General features: G+C 35.2%; 16 protein-coding genes. 7 read left to right on the top strand and 9 right to left on the bottom strand.

All coding sequences use genetic code 11. From position 1 onward, the window contains the following. Positions 1-148: 148 nt before the first annotated feature. The 4 genes from H5186_RS21565 to H5186_RS21555 all read left to right on the top strand — a co-directional run bounded on the left by H5186_RS21565 (position 149) and on the right by H5186_RS21555 (position 3,512). Positions 149-1,030 (top strand): hypothetical protein, encoded by an 882-nt coding sequence (locus tag H5186_RS21565; protein ID WP_182794950.1) that lies wholly within the window; start codon positions 149-151, stop codon positions 1,028-1,030. A 475-nt stretch (positions 1,031-1,505) separates the two neighbouring features. Then, a complete protein-coding gene (locus tag H5186_RS21560; RefSeq protein ID WP_182794949.1) occupies positions 1,506-2,363 on the top strand; it encodes a chitodextrinase in 858 nt (285 codons plus the stop codon). Beyond that, positions 2,360-2,590, top strand: coding sequence for a hypothetical protein (locus H5186_RS23170; protein WP_259399240.1), 231 nt, complete (start codon positions 2,360-2,362; stop codon positions 2,588-2,590). The genes H5186_RS21560 and H5186_RS23170 overlap by 4 nt, the downstream gene beginning before the upstream one ends. 19 nt (positions 2,591-2,609) lie before the next feature. Further along, positions 2,610-3,512: a KTSC domain-containing protein gene (locus tag H5186_RS21555; protein ID WP_259399239.1), complete on the top strand. Its 903-nt coding sequence runs from the start codon at positions 2,610-2,612 to the stop codon at positions 3,510-3,512. Between the two features lie 314 nt (positions 3,513-3,826). On the opposite strand, the gene H5186_RS21550 is transcribed toward H5186_RS21555, so the two are convergent. From H5186_RS21550 to H5186_RS21520, 7 genes are all read right to left on the bottom strand, one after another. Further along, positions 3,827-4,855 carry a reverse transcriptase domain-containing protein gene (locus H5186_RS21550; protein WP_182794948.1) on the bottom strand — a complete coding sequence of 343 codons (1,029 nt, stop codon included), beginning with the start codon at positions 4,853-4,855 and terminating at the stop codon, positions 3,827-3,829. Positions 4,856-5,012: 157 nt separating this feature from the next. After that, positions 5,013-5,354, bottom strand: coding sequence for a hypothetical protein (locus H5186_RS21545; RefSeq protein WP_182794947.1), 342 nt, complete (start codon positions 5,352-5,354; stop codon positions 5,013-5,015). A gap of 2 nt (positions 5,355-5,356) precedes the next feature. After that, complete coding sequence (locus tag H5186_RS21540) at positions 5,357-6,220, bottom strand: hypothetical protein (protein WP_182794946.1); 864 nt, start codon at positions 6,218-6,220, stop codon at positions 5,357-5,359. Positions 6,221-6,235: 15 nt separating this feature from the next. Next, entirely contained in the window at positions 6,236-8,062 is a 1,827-nt protein-coding gene (locus H5186_RS21535; RefSeq protein WP_182794945.1) for a hypothetical protein, read from the bottom strand. A gap of 73 nt (positions 8,063-8,135) precedes the next feature. After that, complete coding sequence (locus H5186_RS21530; protein ID WP_182794944.1) at positions 8,136-10,172, bottom strand: hypothetical protein; 2,037 nt, start codon at positions 10,170-10,172, stop codon at positions 8,136-8,138. Beyond that, positions 10,172-14,662 (bottom strand): hypothetical protein, encoded by a 4,491-nt coding sequence (locus H5186_RS21525; RefSeq protein ID WP_182794943.1) that lies wholly within the window; start codon positions 14,660-14,662, stop codon positions 10,172-10,174. Before H5186_RS21525 ends, H5186_RS21530 begins: the two co-directional genes overlap by 1 nt. 101 nt (positions 14,663-14,763) lie before the next feature. Next, the gene (locus H5186_RS21520; RefSeq protein WP_101215510.1) at positions 14,764-14,988 is read right to left on the bottom strand and encodes a DUF2188 domain-containing protein; all 225 of its coding nucleotides are present in this window, start codon (positions 14,986-14,988) and stop codon (positions 14,764-14,766) included. A 228-nt stretch (positions 14,989-15,216) separates the two neighbouring features. Between H5186_RS21520 and H5186_RS21515 the strand changes: the two genes are divergently transcribed. The 3 genes from H5186_RS21515 (at position 15,217) to H5186_RS21505 (ending at position 18,298) form a co-directional block, all read left to right on the top strand. Beyond that, entirely contained in the window at positions 15,217-16,089 is an 873-nt protein-coding gene (locus tag H5186_RS21515; RefSeq protein WP_182794942.1) for a YafY family protein, read from the top strand. A 147-nt stretch (positions 16,090-16,236) separates the two neighbouring features. Then, the gene (locus H5186_RS21510; RefSeq protein WP_182794941.1) at positions 16,237-17,337 is read left to right on the top strand and encodes a PIN domain-containing protein; all 1,101 of its coding nucleotides are present in this window, start codon (positions 16,237-16,239) and stop codon (positions 17,335-17,337) included. A 1-nt stretch (position 17,338) separates the two neighbouring features. Continuing rightward, positions 17,339-18,298, top strand: coding sequence for a bacteriophage abortive infection AbiH family protein (locus H5186_RS21505; protein WP_182794940.1), 960 nt, complete (start codon positions 17,339-17,341; stop codon positions 18,296-18,298). Here the strand turns inward: H5186_RS21505 and H5186_RS21500 are convergent. After that, on the bottom strand, positions 18,295-18,783 hold the full coding sequence (locus H5186_RS21500; protein WP_182794939.1) for an MbcA/ParS/Xre antitoxin family protein: 489 nt from the start codon (positions 18,781-18,783) through the stop codon (positions 18,295-18,297). The two genes, H5186_RS21505 and H5186_RS21500, sit on opposite strands and share 4 nt — an antisense overlap. Before the next feature lie 158 nt (positions 18,784-18,941). Then, positions 18,942-19,035: IS3 family transposase (locus tag H5186_RS23420; protein WP_404936147.1), on the bottom strand; the 94-nt coding region annotated here is incomplete at its 5' end.

Raw genomic sequence — 19,035 nt, 5'->3', positions numbered from 1 at the left:
TGCGACGGCGAGATTATTTGGAAGGACTAGCCTATTTCGTACAGGTAGTAGTGCAAATCGATTGGAAAAATATGGATGTGAGTGATGTAATTGAAACTTAATAATTATTTTTGGGGATCCCTTAGATCACCTCCCCTTTCAGTTTGCGATGGATGACTATCCGATAACCTGGCACGGCGATAAATTATCGATAGATTGGTATATCATAGCTTACGCGGATATTCCCCTGGGCTGGGATAAAAAAGTTATTAAAAAATATTTACTTGATTATTCAAACCAATCTTCAATTCCTTCTAAACCAACGTTTACGACGCAAACACCGGGGGCAATCCAAATAGAATACGGGCTTTTTTCCAAAAATGAGCAAGGTGAGTCACAATTAGTTCGTCGCCTTCCTCCCCAACAGCCAGCAGAAGTGGAAAATGTGTATGAAGGGCATGGAAATTCTAAACCGCTTCAGTTTCGTATTCGCTTAACACTGTTTTCAATCTTGTTAAGCCTGATTGCCATCCCAAGCCTATGGGCTCCATCTACCTTTGGATGGATATGCACGGCTTTATGGTTGTTTTTTGTTCCTAAAACCTATTTTTACTATCGCAAAGAATTGGATCGTAGTCGATGTGGGCCAATATCAATCAAAGTTGATCACCAAGATTTTAAACCAGGGCAAACTATTAAAACCAAATACAAAGTGTCACCTACGCAAGCAGTAAAGATAAAGAGGCTAGTTGCTCGTATTGAAGTTCTTGAGGTATTTTTTGTTTTTTCAACCGATGATGATAACAGTTCCTTTAATAGAAAAAGAATTGTCCGTCACGTGACACAGATTGAAGAAATTGAAGTTAAAAAGGAGTTCATACTTAGCCCCGGTAAAGATGATGAAAACACTGTACTGATTACACTACCAAAGAACCTGATGCACGCGGTTCGCACGGTAAATAATCAAATATTACCTCAGATAGCCATACATATAGAAACGGAACATTGTCGCGATATAAGTGCATCAGTTGCGCTGAATATTACGCCTTAATTAATCCAGTTTTTTGATTACTGTAAACGGCGAAGGTGCTCGGTAACCTATCTCAAAACTTAATGTAATATTTTGCTAGTGATTAAATAGAAAGAACCAAACAGGGTCACAAGCTGGTAATTACGACTGTTTACCCCTGATAGGTAGTGATGTACCTGTTGCTGTTCAGTTTGAAACCCTCCGTCCTGATTTGGATCACCACGTTAGCGAGTAAAACTGTTAGCCAATGCCTTATTCGTCGCCTCATAGCTATACTAAGTTCTCAGGCTAAAGCCCAGGCTACAAATCCACACGCGCCAGCAAGCTTAGCGCCAACAAAAGCTGATTTTAACACTAATATTAAATTCATTAGCCGATTAATCCACATCTACAAATTCAGTAATTACTTTTAAATATTTAATCCTCCCACCTTGCATTTACCTAAAAAGTGAACTTAATTAAAAAAGTAATGGAACTTCATCAAAAGGAATTTGCAATGACTAAACTCATCATTATTGCTTGGTTACTTTTTTGTTCATATGCTTACGCGACAAATATTTTTAAGCTTAACTCACAATCTAAAAATACAGATTTAGCCGATATTCAACCAAACCACCCACAATGGAATGCCAGCTCAATTTATGTAGCCGGTGATGTTGTGACTCACAACAACAGCTTATTTATTGCCGCTTTTTGGGTTAAAGGCATTGAACCGATAGAAAACCAACCCCATTGGGATGGTTGGATTTGGCTGCAAAATACTGTGATAGAAAAATGGCAAGCAAACAAAGTGTATCAAGGTGGCAACCTTGTAAAACACGGAGCCGACTACTACCTTGCCCGCTACTGGAATGAGAATAACGAACCCGCCCCCCACAGTAGTTGGCAAAAAATTAAAGATTTATTTTACCAAACCCCAGATTTACCACCTGAACACCCTGACGACTATAAAACGCTGGACGGTGTTGATCAAAATGACAACGGTATCCGCGACGATTATGAGCGCTATGTGTATGAAAAGTTTGATTCTCCACAGCTCATCACCTTTAGTTTAGGTGCCGCTTCAACATTACAACTGGTTATTGATATAGAGCAGGGCCGTATACCAAATTTAGATACTGAGATCGGTAAGCAGATTATTTTGGATATGCTCAACATAAGCTACTGTGTTCAATATTTACAAAATTCACACCCACACTTTAGAGAACCTGAAGTTTTATACTTTAATACGATAGATAGAGCTTACGCTAACCGAAAAAGCCAAAATAAAATTAGTGACTATATTGCTTGGGATGACGGTTTTCATCGAAGTGCTGATCAAGACTGCAATATCCTTAAGAAGGACATAAAATGAAAGCTATATATATTTTACTCTTACTTATATTTCCAGTTTTGGCGAATGGTAATTATCAAGCACAAGATCGGTATTGCTCTAGAAATATTGATAATGTGCGCATTTTCTATGTAAATGGGATGTGGACTAATATCAAGCAATATAGGGCAAACTTAAATAGATTAGGTAACTTTCAAAATTCTCACCTACCTGAATTTAAAAAAGGAGCATTTCCTACAGGGAGATAATAAAAGTGAAGCTATATTTATGCAAATATATGAAGTCGCACAGCAAAATTATAGTGACTTGCCCGTATTTTCACCTGAGTATCGTATAATAACTGCAATAATTGGAGGCACTGTTAGCTCACTATCAGATATAGATATCGCTCAAATTGAGTCTGTTTTACAGGATGTATTTACTGAAGTAAATTACTCTATTATTGACGAGACAGACTATAAAAATGCATTTCAAAGACTTCAATTTCAGATGCATTCTTGCAACCGTATTATTCTTATTGGTCACTCGCAAGGTAACTTTTACACCAATGCTCTTTTTGAGGAAACCATATCTACTTATCAATATAGCGACGGGTATCTTGCTTCCGATTATCCACTGGTTAGCCTAGCCGCAATAGCAACACCAACAAGTTCAATAGGAGGAAGTTTGGGGGAGGAATATAAAGAGATCATTTCACACCTTACACTTGACGAAGACTGGGTCATACGAGCCGTAAGGATTTTATTTGGTAGTTTACCTTCAAACTATTCTGCTGAGTCTTTATTTGACTCAACTGGTCATGGGTTAATTGCTGCATACCTAAGAAATAATGCAGTTGCAAATGCAATAAGTGCTAAAATTGAAGCTTCTATTTTAAACCAAACTCCTTTCCCCTTATTTGAACAACACCCTGTAAATTCAGATGCTTTTTCACACATCGGCTATTCAACGATTAATAAAATTCTTGATCTCAAATTTGAATCAGGAAGTGTTTATCGTTATTACAATATACCTATTTTAGTATGGGATGAGTTGTATTACTCAACATCAATGGGGAAGGTTTTTAATGATAATATTCGAGGCCAATACCCTTTTGATAAGTTAGATATTGAAAGTATGACTTATCTAAAAATGACGTCACTTGAACCAGTTGCAAAAGTTGAAAAATAACTAAACATTGGACTAGAAATAAAAAAAGGTGAGCCACTTCAGCTCACCCTTTTTAATAATTATTGTTTGGGAATAGAGATTGGATTCCCAATCTATAATTTCATTCCCAAACTATAATGACTTTTATCAATTGAGGATCATTAATGAGGTTGGTTAACTCGGGGGTTGTTTATTTTGATATTTTCACCGCTTTCTATTAATGGAAGTTGGTTAACTAATCATGAAACTATTGATAATTTTAAACAACGCTATTAATTAAGTTGGTTAATTAAGCTTTAGTTGGATTCTACAAGAATAGAGGCAAATGCAAATTGTTAGACAATTGAAAAGAGCTCTTTCTTTAGTGAAGCTAAATCCTCAACAGCCTTACTCACAAATGTATTATTTGGCTCTATGAACTTGATAAACCGCCCTAAACCAATTATTTTGTCAAGATATAAAACGTCGAGATCTCCATAATCACCGTTGAATGACTTTTCTTTGTTTAACATTAGATAATGATGTTTTTGTCTAAATTCTCTCCGAGTTTTTTTTAGAACTCTTACTCTATCACCGGTAATGCACAAACCTGTTACCATTTTCTTTTGACCTGATTTTTTATGGGCAAACTTTTTATGGTTCAAAGTAAAGCCATTACTCTCAATAATTTTTACAATCATTACTATGAAGCTACTTGGTATTATTTCACCAGAAAATGCTAAGTCATCTGCATAACGACTGAACTTAATATTATGAAATTTAGATAAGTGTGCTAACTCATTATCTAACTTCCTCATAATTAAGTTACTAAGAATAGGGCTTGAAGGAGCACCTTGAGGTAAACAACCATTCACACTGCAAATTTTTGCCATTTGATAACTTAACTTAGGCGTGAAGCCAACATCACGAAATACCCGCTTTACATCATGAATGCTAATATGACCAAAAAAGTCTTTAAAATCTAATTTTAGAAGTTGCGTACAGCCAAGATGTAATTTAGCATTATCAAGAATTGATCGGGACTTCACGTAGCCATATGCTTGTTCACTAACTTCAATATTTTCTAGAATATGCTCTTTAATCCAAGATTGGACATAACTAAGGATTGGGTATGGGAAATTGATTAATCTTTTTTTCTTTTTACCGCTAATTTTAAATGTACGATAAAACTCCCTACTTTTGTACATCATTCTGTATAAGTAGTTCTTTTCGACACCTAGCAACACAGCGAAGTGCTCTAACTCAAAGATGACGGGAAAACCACTACTCGTTAATTGTTCAGTGTAATTAGCTAAGAGGTCGGATTGTTCAACACTAATCCCTTCATTGACTAAAAAACTCTTCCATTGACTCGAATTTAACAACTTATAACCTGACTTCTTATTTTTAATGGTCGCTTGTTACTACGAAATAATAATTAGCTTCTCATGTATGAGGTTAAAAATAACCTCCCACTATAGGGCGAATACACCCTAACGCTAGTAAACAAGCGACAGTTAACAATACCACGGTATATCGGTATTAGTCTAACCTTAAAGTTTCATCTATTATTTCTAAATTAGGTTTATACAACTCTGTTGTCGGCTTGGCTTTATCAATAATTTTTTGTATTTCAAGTTTATCTAGCTCTAAGCTCCTAGCAACAATCGCATTATAAATGACACTCAGTTGACTTCCTGTAAGATTTTTAGATAACTTAAAAAAACGACCATTATGATCTATTACCTTTTGTTCACTTAGAAACGCCACTGCTTCTTTAATTTCTGTTGGCGTTAAACGGTATTTTTTATGTAGCTCATAAAGTTCATGCTCTTCTTTATCTGTAGCTAAATCAAATACTAATTTAATCGAGATTGGATTCATAATTACCTTAACCTCCGAAATAATGTATTTCTAGGCTTTCCACCTTTCTTTTTAGGCCACCAAAATAAAGGAAAGACGTTATTTGAACAATTGTTGCCATACACTTGATAAAGAGTTTCTGATTCTTTGTAACCTAAAGAGAAGTCTTTAATTTTCAAACCCTCATATTTCTTTTGTAAATTACTTTCTAAGCCCACCATTAAAGATTTGTATTCATCAGCCTCTTCAGCTTCATAATCCGAAATCCCTTTTTTAAGGGTAACAGGGCAGAATATTGATAAATCTAGATTATCGTTAATATGTTGAATACCATGTTCCATCGCAGCAAAACCCAAAATCCGAAAGTGAACACCTTCAATATCAGACTCATTTAACTTACTTTTAAACACTTCCAACTTATTAACCATCGTTTTTCCAGAACCTATAAAGTCATCAAAAATTAATACTTCCGTGATCCCCCTTTTAATATCGTCCAAAGCTGCTTCAAAGTTAGAGAAAAGTAATTTTTCGCTCCAGCCCTCCAATGTAGCTAATTTATTCTTTAAAAATTGTAGGCCTGCAACAGAACCATCTATTTCATCACCATCAGATGTAGCAACCAGCACTACATTATCTGCTTTAATTTCCCATTCTTTTATTTTGTCGACTATCTTATATGCATTATTGTTCATGCATTTGTCATTCAAATGTTTAAGTCGCTTAAGCAAATCAATTACTAGCTTTTTACTTTCATCATCTTTGAGCTCTTCCCACAACGCTAAGATCCCTGATTGATACTCTCGATCATCTAACCATGGTAACTCTTTAGATAAACTATCTAGGGAATAGAAATCGTCCTCGGATGTTATCTCAGTCTTTATAAACATTATCAAAAACCTTAACTATTTAATTGCATGCCATCTATCTGCTAATGACCATGTTTTAAGTAATTCACCCTCTATGCGACCAGAACCAAAATCAAAGTACGGCTCGTCAAATATAACTTTCTTTCCTTTATAAAGTCTTTGAAAATTAGAGCGAGCATAACTAAAACAATTTCTGTAATGGCTTAATTGAGGTAGTTCATCTAAATACCTCTTTAGATTTTTCTCTGCTTCAAGTTCATTTTTATAAAAGCAAAAGTTCTTTATTCCTTTATCTTGATTAACCATTACAAAGTTACTGTTTCCAAAGTATCTTTCGATAATTGAGGGGTCCACTACTGGATAACCATTCAAACGAATTCCAACACAATGAGGCGCACTTGATAAGTAGCAACATAGAACCTTCGCTTCATCAAATACGAAATTTGCAGTAGGGTCATAGCTTTTCTTAAACCTTTCATAATCATCAATGAAAAACTGTTTTTTTCTTTCTAAATTAGACTCAGTAATTGTTTTTATATTATTTTTTAAGCCAGAACTACCTATTCGATATGTAAAAGACTTCGCTTCGATTATTAAATAGGTTTCCCCTATTCTTAAAATGATATCGATTTCTTCGTTGTCTTTTCCCGGTCTTTGTTCAAACCCTACATTCAGTACTTTACAAAAGATGTTTTTCAGCAGTTTATTCTTTCTAATCTGCTCTTCAAGAGTATCAACAAAATCCAGCTCAAAGAATCTCCCTTTGTTTTCACTTTTCTTGCTCTTAACTGCTGGCGCTACTTCTGTATTCACATAATAGTCGACAACTCTAGTAAACTGTCCTGTCAGTAATGTTGGAATACACAAGTGGATAGTTTCATCTATTTGATACAATGGCCTTATATACAAATCAGATTCTGTTAACATTTCTTTCTTATTAGTAAATAACTCGATTAATTGTTCTGCTTTCTTATCTGTAAAACCTGTGCAATAAGCAAGAATATCAATTAGCTCTTTTTTTGAAAAAGCATAATAAATTCCTTTATCAACATGAGATTTGAGTGTATTGAGAAATGCTAATGCAAGATTTGAAAACACTAACCAGAAAGCACTCAAATCCAGAATAGAAATTTCATCATAGTTTTTAAACTTTACATCCAAAAATTTTTTATAATAAAACTTTGTTTGGCACATTAAAGTGTAACTTTGATTGTCTACATTGTGATCTACAGCTGAAAACTCTATACCAATACCATCCATACTAATATTCAAAATAGATGGGATAGCCTTCAATCTATTATCTTTAAAGTCTCTATCCTGTTTTGCCTCAAAGTTCAATTGATTCATATGATCTTGGAATCTTTCAATTGCAATAACTTCTCCAAAATCAAGCTCATTATTAACAGTACGAAACTTTAATTCACCAGTAAACTCTTCTAATGCTAACCTAGAATTTTCAACTTTTTTCCACTTCTCTTCTAAGTAAATTCGTTCCGATGCAAGCCTTAACAAAGATTCGTACACAAACAGGGGCTTATATCCTGAAAATTCAGAATACGCAGTTTTCAACAATAGCATTGTTCCATCACTAATCACTTCAAATATTTGATTTACACTCTCTGGCGCAGTCCCATTTTCGATATCCTTAAACAACTTAGCTGTATAATTGGCTTGAAATACGATAATTTCAACTTCAGAAAGGGAGCCATGTTCATTTAGCACACCTTGAAATTCCTCATCAACGTCTCGTAATAAATTACCAATTACAACTCCGCTTTGACGATAATATTGCCCAGAAGATTGCTCTTGCTTTAACCAACGTTTTTCATCAAAGAAGTATTTTGTAGGTAAATACTTTTTCACTTCCTTTGCTCCACTGCAATTCTTCATAAATACAACAATTCCTAACTAAGAGAGTTCACATCTTCTGAATGTACTAATTTTCGATATATAACTTGGCAATTTTTTCCAATAGCGAGCTCTTACTTACTTCATTTATTTTTAAAATGTCTTCGGTAAACGAATTAAAAAACAAGTGTGTTATTGGTTGTTCCAAAGCATTCAACAAGTCACCATTACTATTGAAGGTAAGTAAGTTATAGATACGATTTTGCTTTGCTATATCTTGATTAGGTCTTTGCTTTTGGGCTACAAAGTAGAATAGGTCAGCACCAGCTTCTTGCAGATAAACATGATGGTACTGCTTACGTTCTTTCGGCAATAAATAGTAAGGCAATACAGAACTTTCAATGCTGCTTTGTCGATTGACGGTTCGTTCATCACTTTCTGCAACTGAAATAGAATCAACTAAGGTGTTACCAATAACTTGAGGCACACGTATTGTGCTATATGACGTAAGTAAAACATCATTATCTTCATCGTATAAATAGAAACTACCGTTGTGAAAGTTTCGTTCTCCAAAAAAAGAACACTCTAATTTCAATCTAGCTTCAGATTTAATCACCTGGTTATTTGTTATTTTTAATACATTGTCTTTTATCGTCACTTCAACAACTGATGCAAAAAAGTTATTTTTTCTTCTTGCCGTTTTTCTTACATAAACAAGCTTTAAGCTTGCACTAGGCAAGTTAATGTCTGTAAATTGCTGATTAATGAAGACACTCTGTTTTAACCACAGTTCTGATTTAATTCTTTCTAACTTATAGGGGGATATCGCATAGCGTTCTTCATCACCTTTGACTATCGATTCTTTATCCGATTCAGAAAAGTTTAGCCCCTGTATAACAACCTTCGTTTGTGATTCAAATTTATCAATTTTTAATCGTGTATAGTAATCAAGGTTCTGCTTTTGCGAAAAACTTGTATTGCAATAAGCATCCCAAAAACCAGTAAACACCCTATCTGGATCACAAGATAAAGTGATACTAGTATTTCCATCCCCTTCATTTAATACGATATAACTTACATCAGGTGACATATCTTCAATTACTAATGAAGGCTTAACAACTAACAGACCAGCTTTCTCGAACTCTGAATGAAGCTGAGATAAAGCTTTATCTTTTTTCACTGGGTCAAAATCATGTCCCAAATTATCTATTAGAACAATGTTTGAGGGATGCTCTTTTTCAGATTCTAAAAATTGATCAGTTACATGCGTTGCATTAAAGATGCGTGGTTCGAATGCTATATCTAGTCTATTTAATATGCCTTGTAATATGTCAGAGATAAGGTTTTGTGCATAATTAACTGAAGCAGGATATTTTTCACCAAAAGACATAAACTTGCGTTTGGAGAATTTCGTGGCGCTAATATCTCTACTTGCCTGATAGGAAAATTCTTTGTTTTTAAATAACGCTTTGGTTTCATCTAGATCTGCTGTTACTGCCTCTAACTTTTGAGTTTTAAAAACCTTTTTCTTTAACTCAAAACACAACTCTTGAGTAGGCGAAAAATAAATTTCAGGCTTCAGAACTTCAAAATATGCTGTTCCATTCTTTTTCTCTCGACCAGATCTTTGCACGCTTAAATAAAGCTCTGCGTTATAAAAGCTTGGAGAAAACTCGTATTTACCCTTGGTTTGCTCAATAAACTCAGTCTTAAGCTGCAAGCTAATTAGCCCAGATATCAAACGCTCTTTTTGTGACTTACTTAGTTGAGATAATTCCTCAACCAATTCAGCGTAGTTAGGTAAAATATGGGTTAAATAGAAAAAATATACTTCATACGAGCCATTGTTATATAGCTTTACCATCTCATATTGAACATTTTTATCCTTAGATAATTCTAATTCTCTGCGAATTGATATTTTTATTTCTCGATGAATTCTTTGCTCAAATTCAGCTTGGCTCTTTTCTTCCTTAACGAAAGACTTAGACTTACAGCCTATGTATAAATCACTATTAAGTGATTGAAATAATGATGCTATAAGTTCATTGAGCTCACCGTGAACATCAATAATATTAGTGGATGCTGCTGGCATATTATTGGCAAGAATAGTACTTTGATAAGTCATTACACATTTCCTTGAAGTAAAGTTGATACCACACGATTAAGTGCAATTCTTTGTTTAAGCTGACTACCATCAAAATATGCTGTGGTCTCACCATCTGCATTTCTTTTGTGTTTTGGTCTATAGCTAGATTCTTCTTTAAAAAGGTTCAAATAATAGAGTTTCCCGCTGTTATCAACTTCTTGCTCGTGGTTCAATGAATTATTCTCTAAGCGACCATTTACATAGATGTAATGAACTTCGTCATAAGTACCGCTAACATAGTCTGAGATAGTATTAACCTTTGATAGTGCTTTTTGGTGGGTACTTTTAGAAAGCACTGCTTTATCTAAACTAGATGACCAATTTTTAACGTCAATGCATAACAGCATTCCCTCGACTTCTGCATAAAAGTCAAAAAGCTCATACGCTCTTTTTCCAACCCTTTTAATAACTTCCTGAGTAGATAGCGGAGTAACGTTAAGTTTATCTAGGAGCAAAGAAAACAAGTGTTCTCCTACATTACCTTTAATCAATTTGATAAATTTTGGGTGAGGTACATACTTTTGGAAAGCACCTAAGGATATTGATGCACTTTCACGAACGAGCGTTGTGACTAGGTTATCCTGAGTAAATTCCATTTTACTGGTGTAGTCTAAAGATATCATTTTTTCTGGGCGATATAGGCGATCTCCATTGACTATATCAGTCAATATTTCTGGAGATTTATCGCTGTAACAGAGTTTTAAACTCTGCTTATTTCCGTCTAACGTTATGTACAATTTATCAATTGCAGCGGCAACCAATTTATCACTTTTTGCTATTTGAGATGTTTGTAATTGTTGAATGTACTTCTCTGGGTTACTGACAGACGTTATCTTTCTTAATAATTCATTAAACTCCATAGAATCATCATCACCTCTTCGGGCGTCTTCAATAATCTCGGGGACTGTTACTTCAAAAAACTCATTCAAAAGCTCGCCTGATGATTCGACCTCTAATTCAAACACCTCTCTCTCAGACTGTGTTTTGAATCCGACCTCAAGGCTTCTTTCGTGACATTCAGTTTTAAAGCGATGATTTAGTAACGACATACTTTCGAAAAATATGTCATTTTTATGGTCTTTAGATAACCTCGAAAACTGAACAGCCGCTATATCAGCAATATCAGATGCCATATATATTTCACTAAGCATATTCGCATCTTTTCTTTCAATGCGACCAATGGCTTGCATAATAGCTTTCAGTAACTCAAGCTCATGCTCATAATTCAAGAATCGGTAATCTTTACCATGAACGAGATTTACCTCAAATTCGCTAAGTGCTTTGTCTTCAGAAGTATCTGAAATGCGCTTCATTATTGATAGACAATTAGCTAACGAATAAAGTGTTTTTTCGCCGGTTGCACTATCTTTTATAACTTGGCTCCAGAAGGGAGAATTAACTAACACCAGTCGCTCAAAATCAACCTCGAATCTACCACCGGATTCATTGAGGTATTCAACAAAATAGTTTAACCCTGTGCCGGCACCTTTGTAGGTAGACATAAACGCTAACTTCAAATTGTTTGAATCAACTTGAACAAACTTTCTAACATCAACCTCTTTATTAAGTTCAGCATTAAAAAGCACGGTTTGGATTACAGGTTTACCTTGGAAAGGAGTAAATTGGAATATTCTTCCCTTTTTGTCTAACTCTCTAAACCCTTTAGGTTGAGCTGCTCTTCCTGCCCTTATTGCCATCACATATTTTTTTAGTGCCCCTAAAAAATTTCCCGATAACGCCAAAGTTAACGTATGCTTACCATCATAGGCACAAAGTAACCAGGCTGATAATTGCCTTTTAAATTCAATCGTTTTGTATTTGTCTTGCTTAAAACTGTAATCTTTCAGTCTGTTATACCAGAAATCAAAAGTAGCCTTAAAATCATCTGTTAGTACACGTTCATCTATGACCTCACGGTTTTCATCAAATACGTGAAACTGAACTTTCCTCAATTCAGCTCTTGTTTCTCTTAAATTAACGAGTGTATCTTTTGAATTTGAATCTCTAACAACAATTTCTACGCCTAGGTTATTATTACCTTCACAACAGTATTTTCTCAAAAACGGTTGATTATATTGACCAACAATATTTTTATTTATACCACTTGTAGCACTTAGCGCTATTACTGAATTTTGCGTATTATGCAGCATCCGTAGAATTGAAACTTCAGGTTGCTCTTTAATTAAACTCAAAGAAAAATTTACATAAGTGAGCTTTTCTAATGACGGCTCTCTAAATTCAAGTAACTTTTGCGGGATTAAAGAAAACACCGTTTTTGGATGAAAGTATGTATAAAAATGGTCAATCTGAATTTCCTCACTCTCATCTGGGCGATCAAACATGCTTTCGACTTCAGATGCTACCGTTCTAGCTTTCTTCATGAATTTGTATAGTGGGTAGTTTTGGCTACTATCTCCGCCCTGTTTCAGTGACTTAACAAATTCAGATGATGATTTGAACTCTTTAGCTGCTGCTGCCAAAACGGCCATAGTTACTTGATAAACATCATGCAGCGATAAAGTGTTATCAGATTCATCGGTAGTATAATAAAGCTGGCATGTCCCCGTACCATGAGCTAATCGAACTTTAATTCTTTTTAGACCATCTTCATTAAAGTAACGCTTAGGGGTAAAACAAAAAGCATTTCTTGTAAGGTTAATTATTTGTTCTGCATCACCATGCCTTATCTGAACAAAATCAATATTTCCTGCAAATGTAGTTAAAACTGATTTCAAATTGAGACCCGCCGATAAATCACAATATTTAGAAAGGTTATCTTTAATTTTTTCTATAAAAGCTAACTTATCAGCGTAAAATGGCGTGTATTCAATATCACTTTCAACGGTTTCCGTTGCTTGCATATATATTCGATAAACACCGGCAAATACATGGGATAGCTGAATGTCAGGGGTAATTAAAGTAGTCGTTGCAGAATCAGAGAAAAGCTTGTGTGCATCATGTAATTCATCGATGACAACTGTAAAGCCTATTCCTTTATCGCGGAAGTAATTAGAATCATCAGCCTCGAAAAAGTCTCCTTTTAAAAACTCGACTCTTTTCTCATGTTTATCAGATAGGTGAATACCGGTTCTAATATTAGAATCCGTCAGATGCTTTTTTCCACCAACAATGCAATCAAATGGCATTGATTTAAAGGAAAACAGTCCTTGAGGATTTTTTTGAGGCAATCGAATATTAAGATCAAACTTGTTAGTTGTAGCAAGCATGATACAAGGTTTAACCATTGCTACAGAAAACGGAATACAGTGTTTAATAATCGCAGTTCGAAGTATGTCTAATTCAGTATTAGACTCAAACAAAGTCTCCAAATCCACGGGGGAAGAATTGTAATTTAAGCAGGCCAAAGATAAATCAAACAACGTTTTTTCCATATTTCTGCGCTGTTCTTCAAGTTGCTTCTTCAAGTCACTTATAAGCTCAGCATTATCCGCTTCATAGGTTTTTACCTCCGTATTAATACGGTTTTGAAGTGATTCAACTGTTCTTACTGACTGTGCAAGCCTAGTTAACCCTTTTTCTAACGATTTATACTTGGTTTTCTTCTTAATCCACGTTGTGTAAAGAACACTATTTTTTATTTTTTCGCCATTTGGTGAGCTAACCCAACTCTCAAATTCGAGGTCTGTAAGATCTAACATAGAAAGAAACGCGACAAACTCAATACCGGCGTTGTGTGCTTTACTAACTAAGCTTGAATCAAAATCAAATTGTGATTTTTGTGGACTAACAAAAACAAGATTTGTAAATTGACCGCCAAGATTTGGCTTAGTGGAATAATCTATGTACTCGGAAATAACACCATAGGATTTGCCAAAACCAGTACCATCATTTGATTGAATCAAACAAGGCCTGTTGTGGTTAGTTACATTATACAATTGGGATGCATGAGCCCTATATTTATTAACTGCATCTTTCAGTTTATTTTCAGGTTGTAACTTACCAACGGAAACAGCTATTGGTTCGTCTTCTTGAAGGTATGTTCTGTCTGAAAATTGATACCCTTTAGCACCGTCATGAACTAGAAGACCAGCCCTAACTAATTCATACTTTATATTCAATTCACTTATCTCGAATTGCTCACTTAATAGAGATAGGCAATCTTCCAGTGGACTACTAATTTTGATCAATTCGGTTAGTGCCAACTCAAGTTGAGTTGCTCTTTCTGTAGATAACCTTTCAAATTGTGGATGAATACTAAACTGCTCAATAGAAACGTTAGCATCTCTTTTATAAAAAACACCATCTCTATAACTAGTACGGTTATTAGCCTTAAAAAATCCCATTTTAGCTAACATGAATAAAACAGCACGAGGTTCCTCATCAACTTGTTCAGCAATAGAATGTATTACCTCACTTGACTCATTTACTTCCTTCAAAGCTACTAACTTTTTATCATGCACCTTAGCAATAACAAATAGCTGCTCTTTTTTTCCATTAGTCCATTTCATGAATAACCTCTAATACTATTAACCTTCAAATTACATTACATAATAAGAAATACCGTAGTTTTGCCTACCAGCAGTAGTTACATTTAAAACCACCAAAACACTTAGCCTTTCGGTGGATATGGATCATTACCGTAACTATTTTTCTCTCTGATTTGACCGTTCTTACCATGTATTAGCATTTCTGAACCTTGATTCTGTGCGATAGAGCGAGCCTGTGCTGCCGCTTCTGCCTGCGTGCTGTGAACTGATGTAGCTTTAGAGTTACCAGCGCCTTTAACTGCCCAACCAGAGTCATGTGGTACTACATGTTGATTTTTTCCTGACATTTTTTACCCCTTAATAAACAATTTAATAAACCTATATAACAAACATATACGGGTGTTCACTTAACACCCCTTACAGTTCAATTAATAGACTACCGTATACTAATGATATATTCAAGATCTATTTAAGACTTGGTAGAAAAACCATTAAGATTTTTATAAGGCATTATATTTGTACCTTGATAGAATCTATGCTATACAAGCTTTATTATAAATAAACGATGCTTAAAGATGATTGATCTCAAACATTTACCTTCACAACAAGTAAGCAGATTAAGATACATAGAGTTTTGCCTAAGATTTTTAGGTAGCTTTACCAGAGCTGATCTTATTAAAAAGTTTGGGATAGGAACTGCGGCTGCAAGTAGAGATATTGCTGAATATAAAACTCTGATGCCAAACAACATCTCTGATTCATCAAATTCAAAAAACTATTTCTTAAGTGAGGATTGGAAAGAGTTATTCAAATTCAAATCTTCAGAGGTTTTAGCACAACTTACAGGAAATGAGATTCAAGCTAATACAAAGTCTTATATATCGAGTGAAGTGATCGATATTATTGATGAACCTGATATTGAGGTTGTAACAGCTATAACAAAAGGAATTCTTCAACGAGCTCCTATCACATGTGAGTATTTCTCCAACTCTAGTGGTGCAAGTGAAAAAATACTAATTCCACACTCTTACATGTTTAATGGTTCAAGATGGCACTTAAGGGCTTATGATAGAACAAAAGGTAGATTTGCCGATTTTGTAATTTCTAGATTTAAAAGTGCTCATACGATTGAAGAACCTGTATTACCTAAAGAGCTTCAAAACGAAGATGTTCAGTGGAATCGTCAAGTCGATTTAGAAATTATTCCTCACCCTAGCTTAAAAGATTCAAGTGGCGTTTTAAATGAATTCAACATGACTGATGGCATTCTTCACAAACGAGTACGAGCATCATCAGTTGGTTACTTACTTCAAAAGTTATATGTTGATTGCTCAAAAGATCCTATCGTTGAAGAACATTACTTTAGATTAAAACTTAAAAATCGCTTGGCATTATACGGAGTAGAAGGTCTCCACCTAGCTCCTAATTTTGATGGATTTAATGATTAAAACCTTTAGTAAGTTGATTAAATTTTAACTTGCTCTGTCAGGTTCGATTAATAGAACAAAATCAACATGCTATTAGTTGGTTAACCACCCTATTATTTTATATATTTATTTGATGAAAATTTACACCATGTGTTCAAGGTATTGACTATGGAATTACAGACAAGGCTAGTGTTTATCGATACAAGCGCTTTTGAAAAGAAAAATTATCAATTTGGACAGCACGCTCTTGGTCGTCTTCAAGAACTAATTGAAGATGAGAAAATTCACTTGCTTATTACTGATGTGACGAAGAAAGAGATCGACGCTCATCTCAAACGAAAATCTGAAGAAGCAGCTTCTATGATAAAGAAGATGCAAAAAGATGCGATGTTCCTAAGAAACACCCCAGAGCTTGATTGTCATGGCATCTTCACCAAGGTTAAAGGTGATGATATTTATGCTGTTATCAGTGAGAAATTTGATGATTTCGTCGAAAACGGCTATGTCGAAACTATTGATGTAAGTACTGTTAACCCTCAAGTTGTATTTGATGCTTACTTCAACAAGCTCCCTCCATTTGGCAAAGAATCAAAAAAACACGAGTTTCCTGATGCATTTGCGCTAGAGGCTATAAAACAGGTGAGCTTGGCTAGAGGACATTCAGCCTACATCGTTAGTGACGATGGCGATATGAAATCATTCGGCCAACAAGAAGATAACTTCATTCATCTTGAAAACATCGATGACCTAATTGATTTGATTGTTCGAAGCGACAAAGCGTACGAAGAACCAGCCAAATTTGCTGATGAAATATTCGAACAACTCCTAGAACAAATTAAAGCAGATGCCCTGCAAGCTCTCGAAGATGGCGAGTTCAACTATGAAAACGCAGATCCTTTCGATGATATTATCAATTCTATAGAAATCAACTCTGTGAATGTTGAGAAGAAAAACTTACAGAATGTCGATGCCGAGTGGGTTGAGTACGAAGTAGAGTTTGAGGTGGTTGTTACGGCTGATTACCGAGTCTCAGATTACGACCGTTCACCTTGGGATCCTGAAGACAAGCAATATGTATTCGTCTTGAGCAATGAGTCAACAGTAAAACACAAAGAAACATACACTGCCCACTTAACACTTGCCTATACCGATGGATTAAAAGCTAACGCAAACATTGAAGAGTTTTACTTCCAAGATACATATTTTGAGTTAACTGATGACCACTCCGAAATCATTAGCTTCAAAGAACTAGATATCAACGGTGAATGACATGAAGCTATATGTAATTGGTAATGGCTTTGATGTTCATCATGGGCTTGACACAAAATATACATCTTTTGGGCTATATCTCAAAGATAACTACAGGGAAACTTATGAGCTATTGCTCGACTATTACGGGTTTGCTGACTTAGCTCCAGATTTTCCAACAACAATGTCAGACCCTTTATGGTCTGAATTTGAAACGAGTATGTCACGGCTTGATAAAGATTCAGTTTTGGAAGCAAACATGGATGCAATGCCAAACTATGCTTCAGATGGTTTCCGAGACAGAGACCGCTACACGCTTGAAATAGAGATGGAGCGGATACTCGGACTTCTCACCGCTGATCTGTATAAAGCATTCAAAGAGTTTATTTTGAATGTACAGTTTCCTCAGTTTGACCCGAAGGGAGCTGTAAAGCTTGATAGAGATGCTGTATACCTTACATTCAATTATACAGATACACTTGCTCAATACTACGCAATCCCCGATGAAAACGTGTTATTCATTCACGAGAAAGCTGATGAACATGTTCATGAGTTAATTCTTGGTCATGGTGTGGATCCTGAAAAATTCAAAGAGAAGCCTGTCGAACCACCAGCAGGATTGAGTGATGATGATCTAGAACATTGGATGGAATATCAATCTGATCAATATGACTATTCATTCGAGCGTGGTAAGGATGCTATCAACCAGTATTTCTCAGCAACTTTCAAGGGAACAGAACAGATCATAAAAAACAACGAAGACTTCTTTGCAAAACTCGGCAATATCGATGAAGTGTATGTTCTAGGTCACTCATTAGCTGACGTAGATTTACCCTACTTCCAGAAGTTAGCTCAATCAGTCAAACCTGATGCTAATTGGATTGCGACTTTCTATAACCCTGATGATGAGGAAGTACACCGTGAAACTCTAACGAGGCTTGGAATAGCCAACGTTACAGTTGTCAGAATGGAACAGATCTAAGAAAAGTCGCCGGTTTTCATGCGCTCTAGCATACCCATTATTTTATCAAGGCCACCATCTTCTTTTAACACATCAATAGGGCGCTTCCCTTCCAAAGGTGCTTTAGGTCTCCTGAACCACCGAGCAATTAATGAGTGTTTTTGCTTAAATTGTTTATTTAGTTCATTAAACAAAACTATTGGTAACTTCATTCTGTAACACATAATAACCTCACCAACCTTTTCTTCGATTTCTTCGTATAATGAACTTCTGTCGCTAATTTGAAAATTCATCGCGTAGTCTGGTTGAAGTATTTTCATGACCCTTACAAATACTTTTTCTGATTCACTTTCATCAATAGTTATAGATACCTCATAACGCTTTGCTAGTGCCCTTAATTTCAACTTAGTACTTCTTGACGGCTTAAAGTTTATCGCTCTTACAGGCATATCGTTGCTCTCTTGGTATTTCAGCAGGAAGGTTTTGGTAGAGCCATTCTTTATCATGCTTAAATAACCACGTATAAGACGCTCTAATCGTTTTTTGAACTAATCCTCTTGAAGGATTGGTGTTTTCGTTTAAAAAGCCTAAAAGAGCTGCTCTGTGTCTAGTTTGTTGTTTGTAAAACCGAATACTGTAATGGTCAACAAATTCTGTAGAGATTCTAAGCGGCATTTTTTAATTCATTATATTTCTGATGTGGCGTCATATAATTAAGCGTAGAATGCCTACGTTTGTAATTGTAAAACTGAATATAA

The organism is Pseudoalteromonas sp. SG41-2 (assembly GCF_014164535.1).
Lineage (GTDB): Bacteria > Pseudomonadota > Gammaproteobacteria > Enterobacterales > Alteromonadaceae > Pseudoalteromonas > Pseudoalteromonas rhizosphaerae.
The sequence above is the reverse complement of the archived record's forward strand: the minus strand, read 5'-3'. Positions and strand labels throughout refer to the sequence as shown.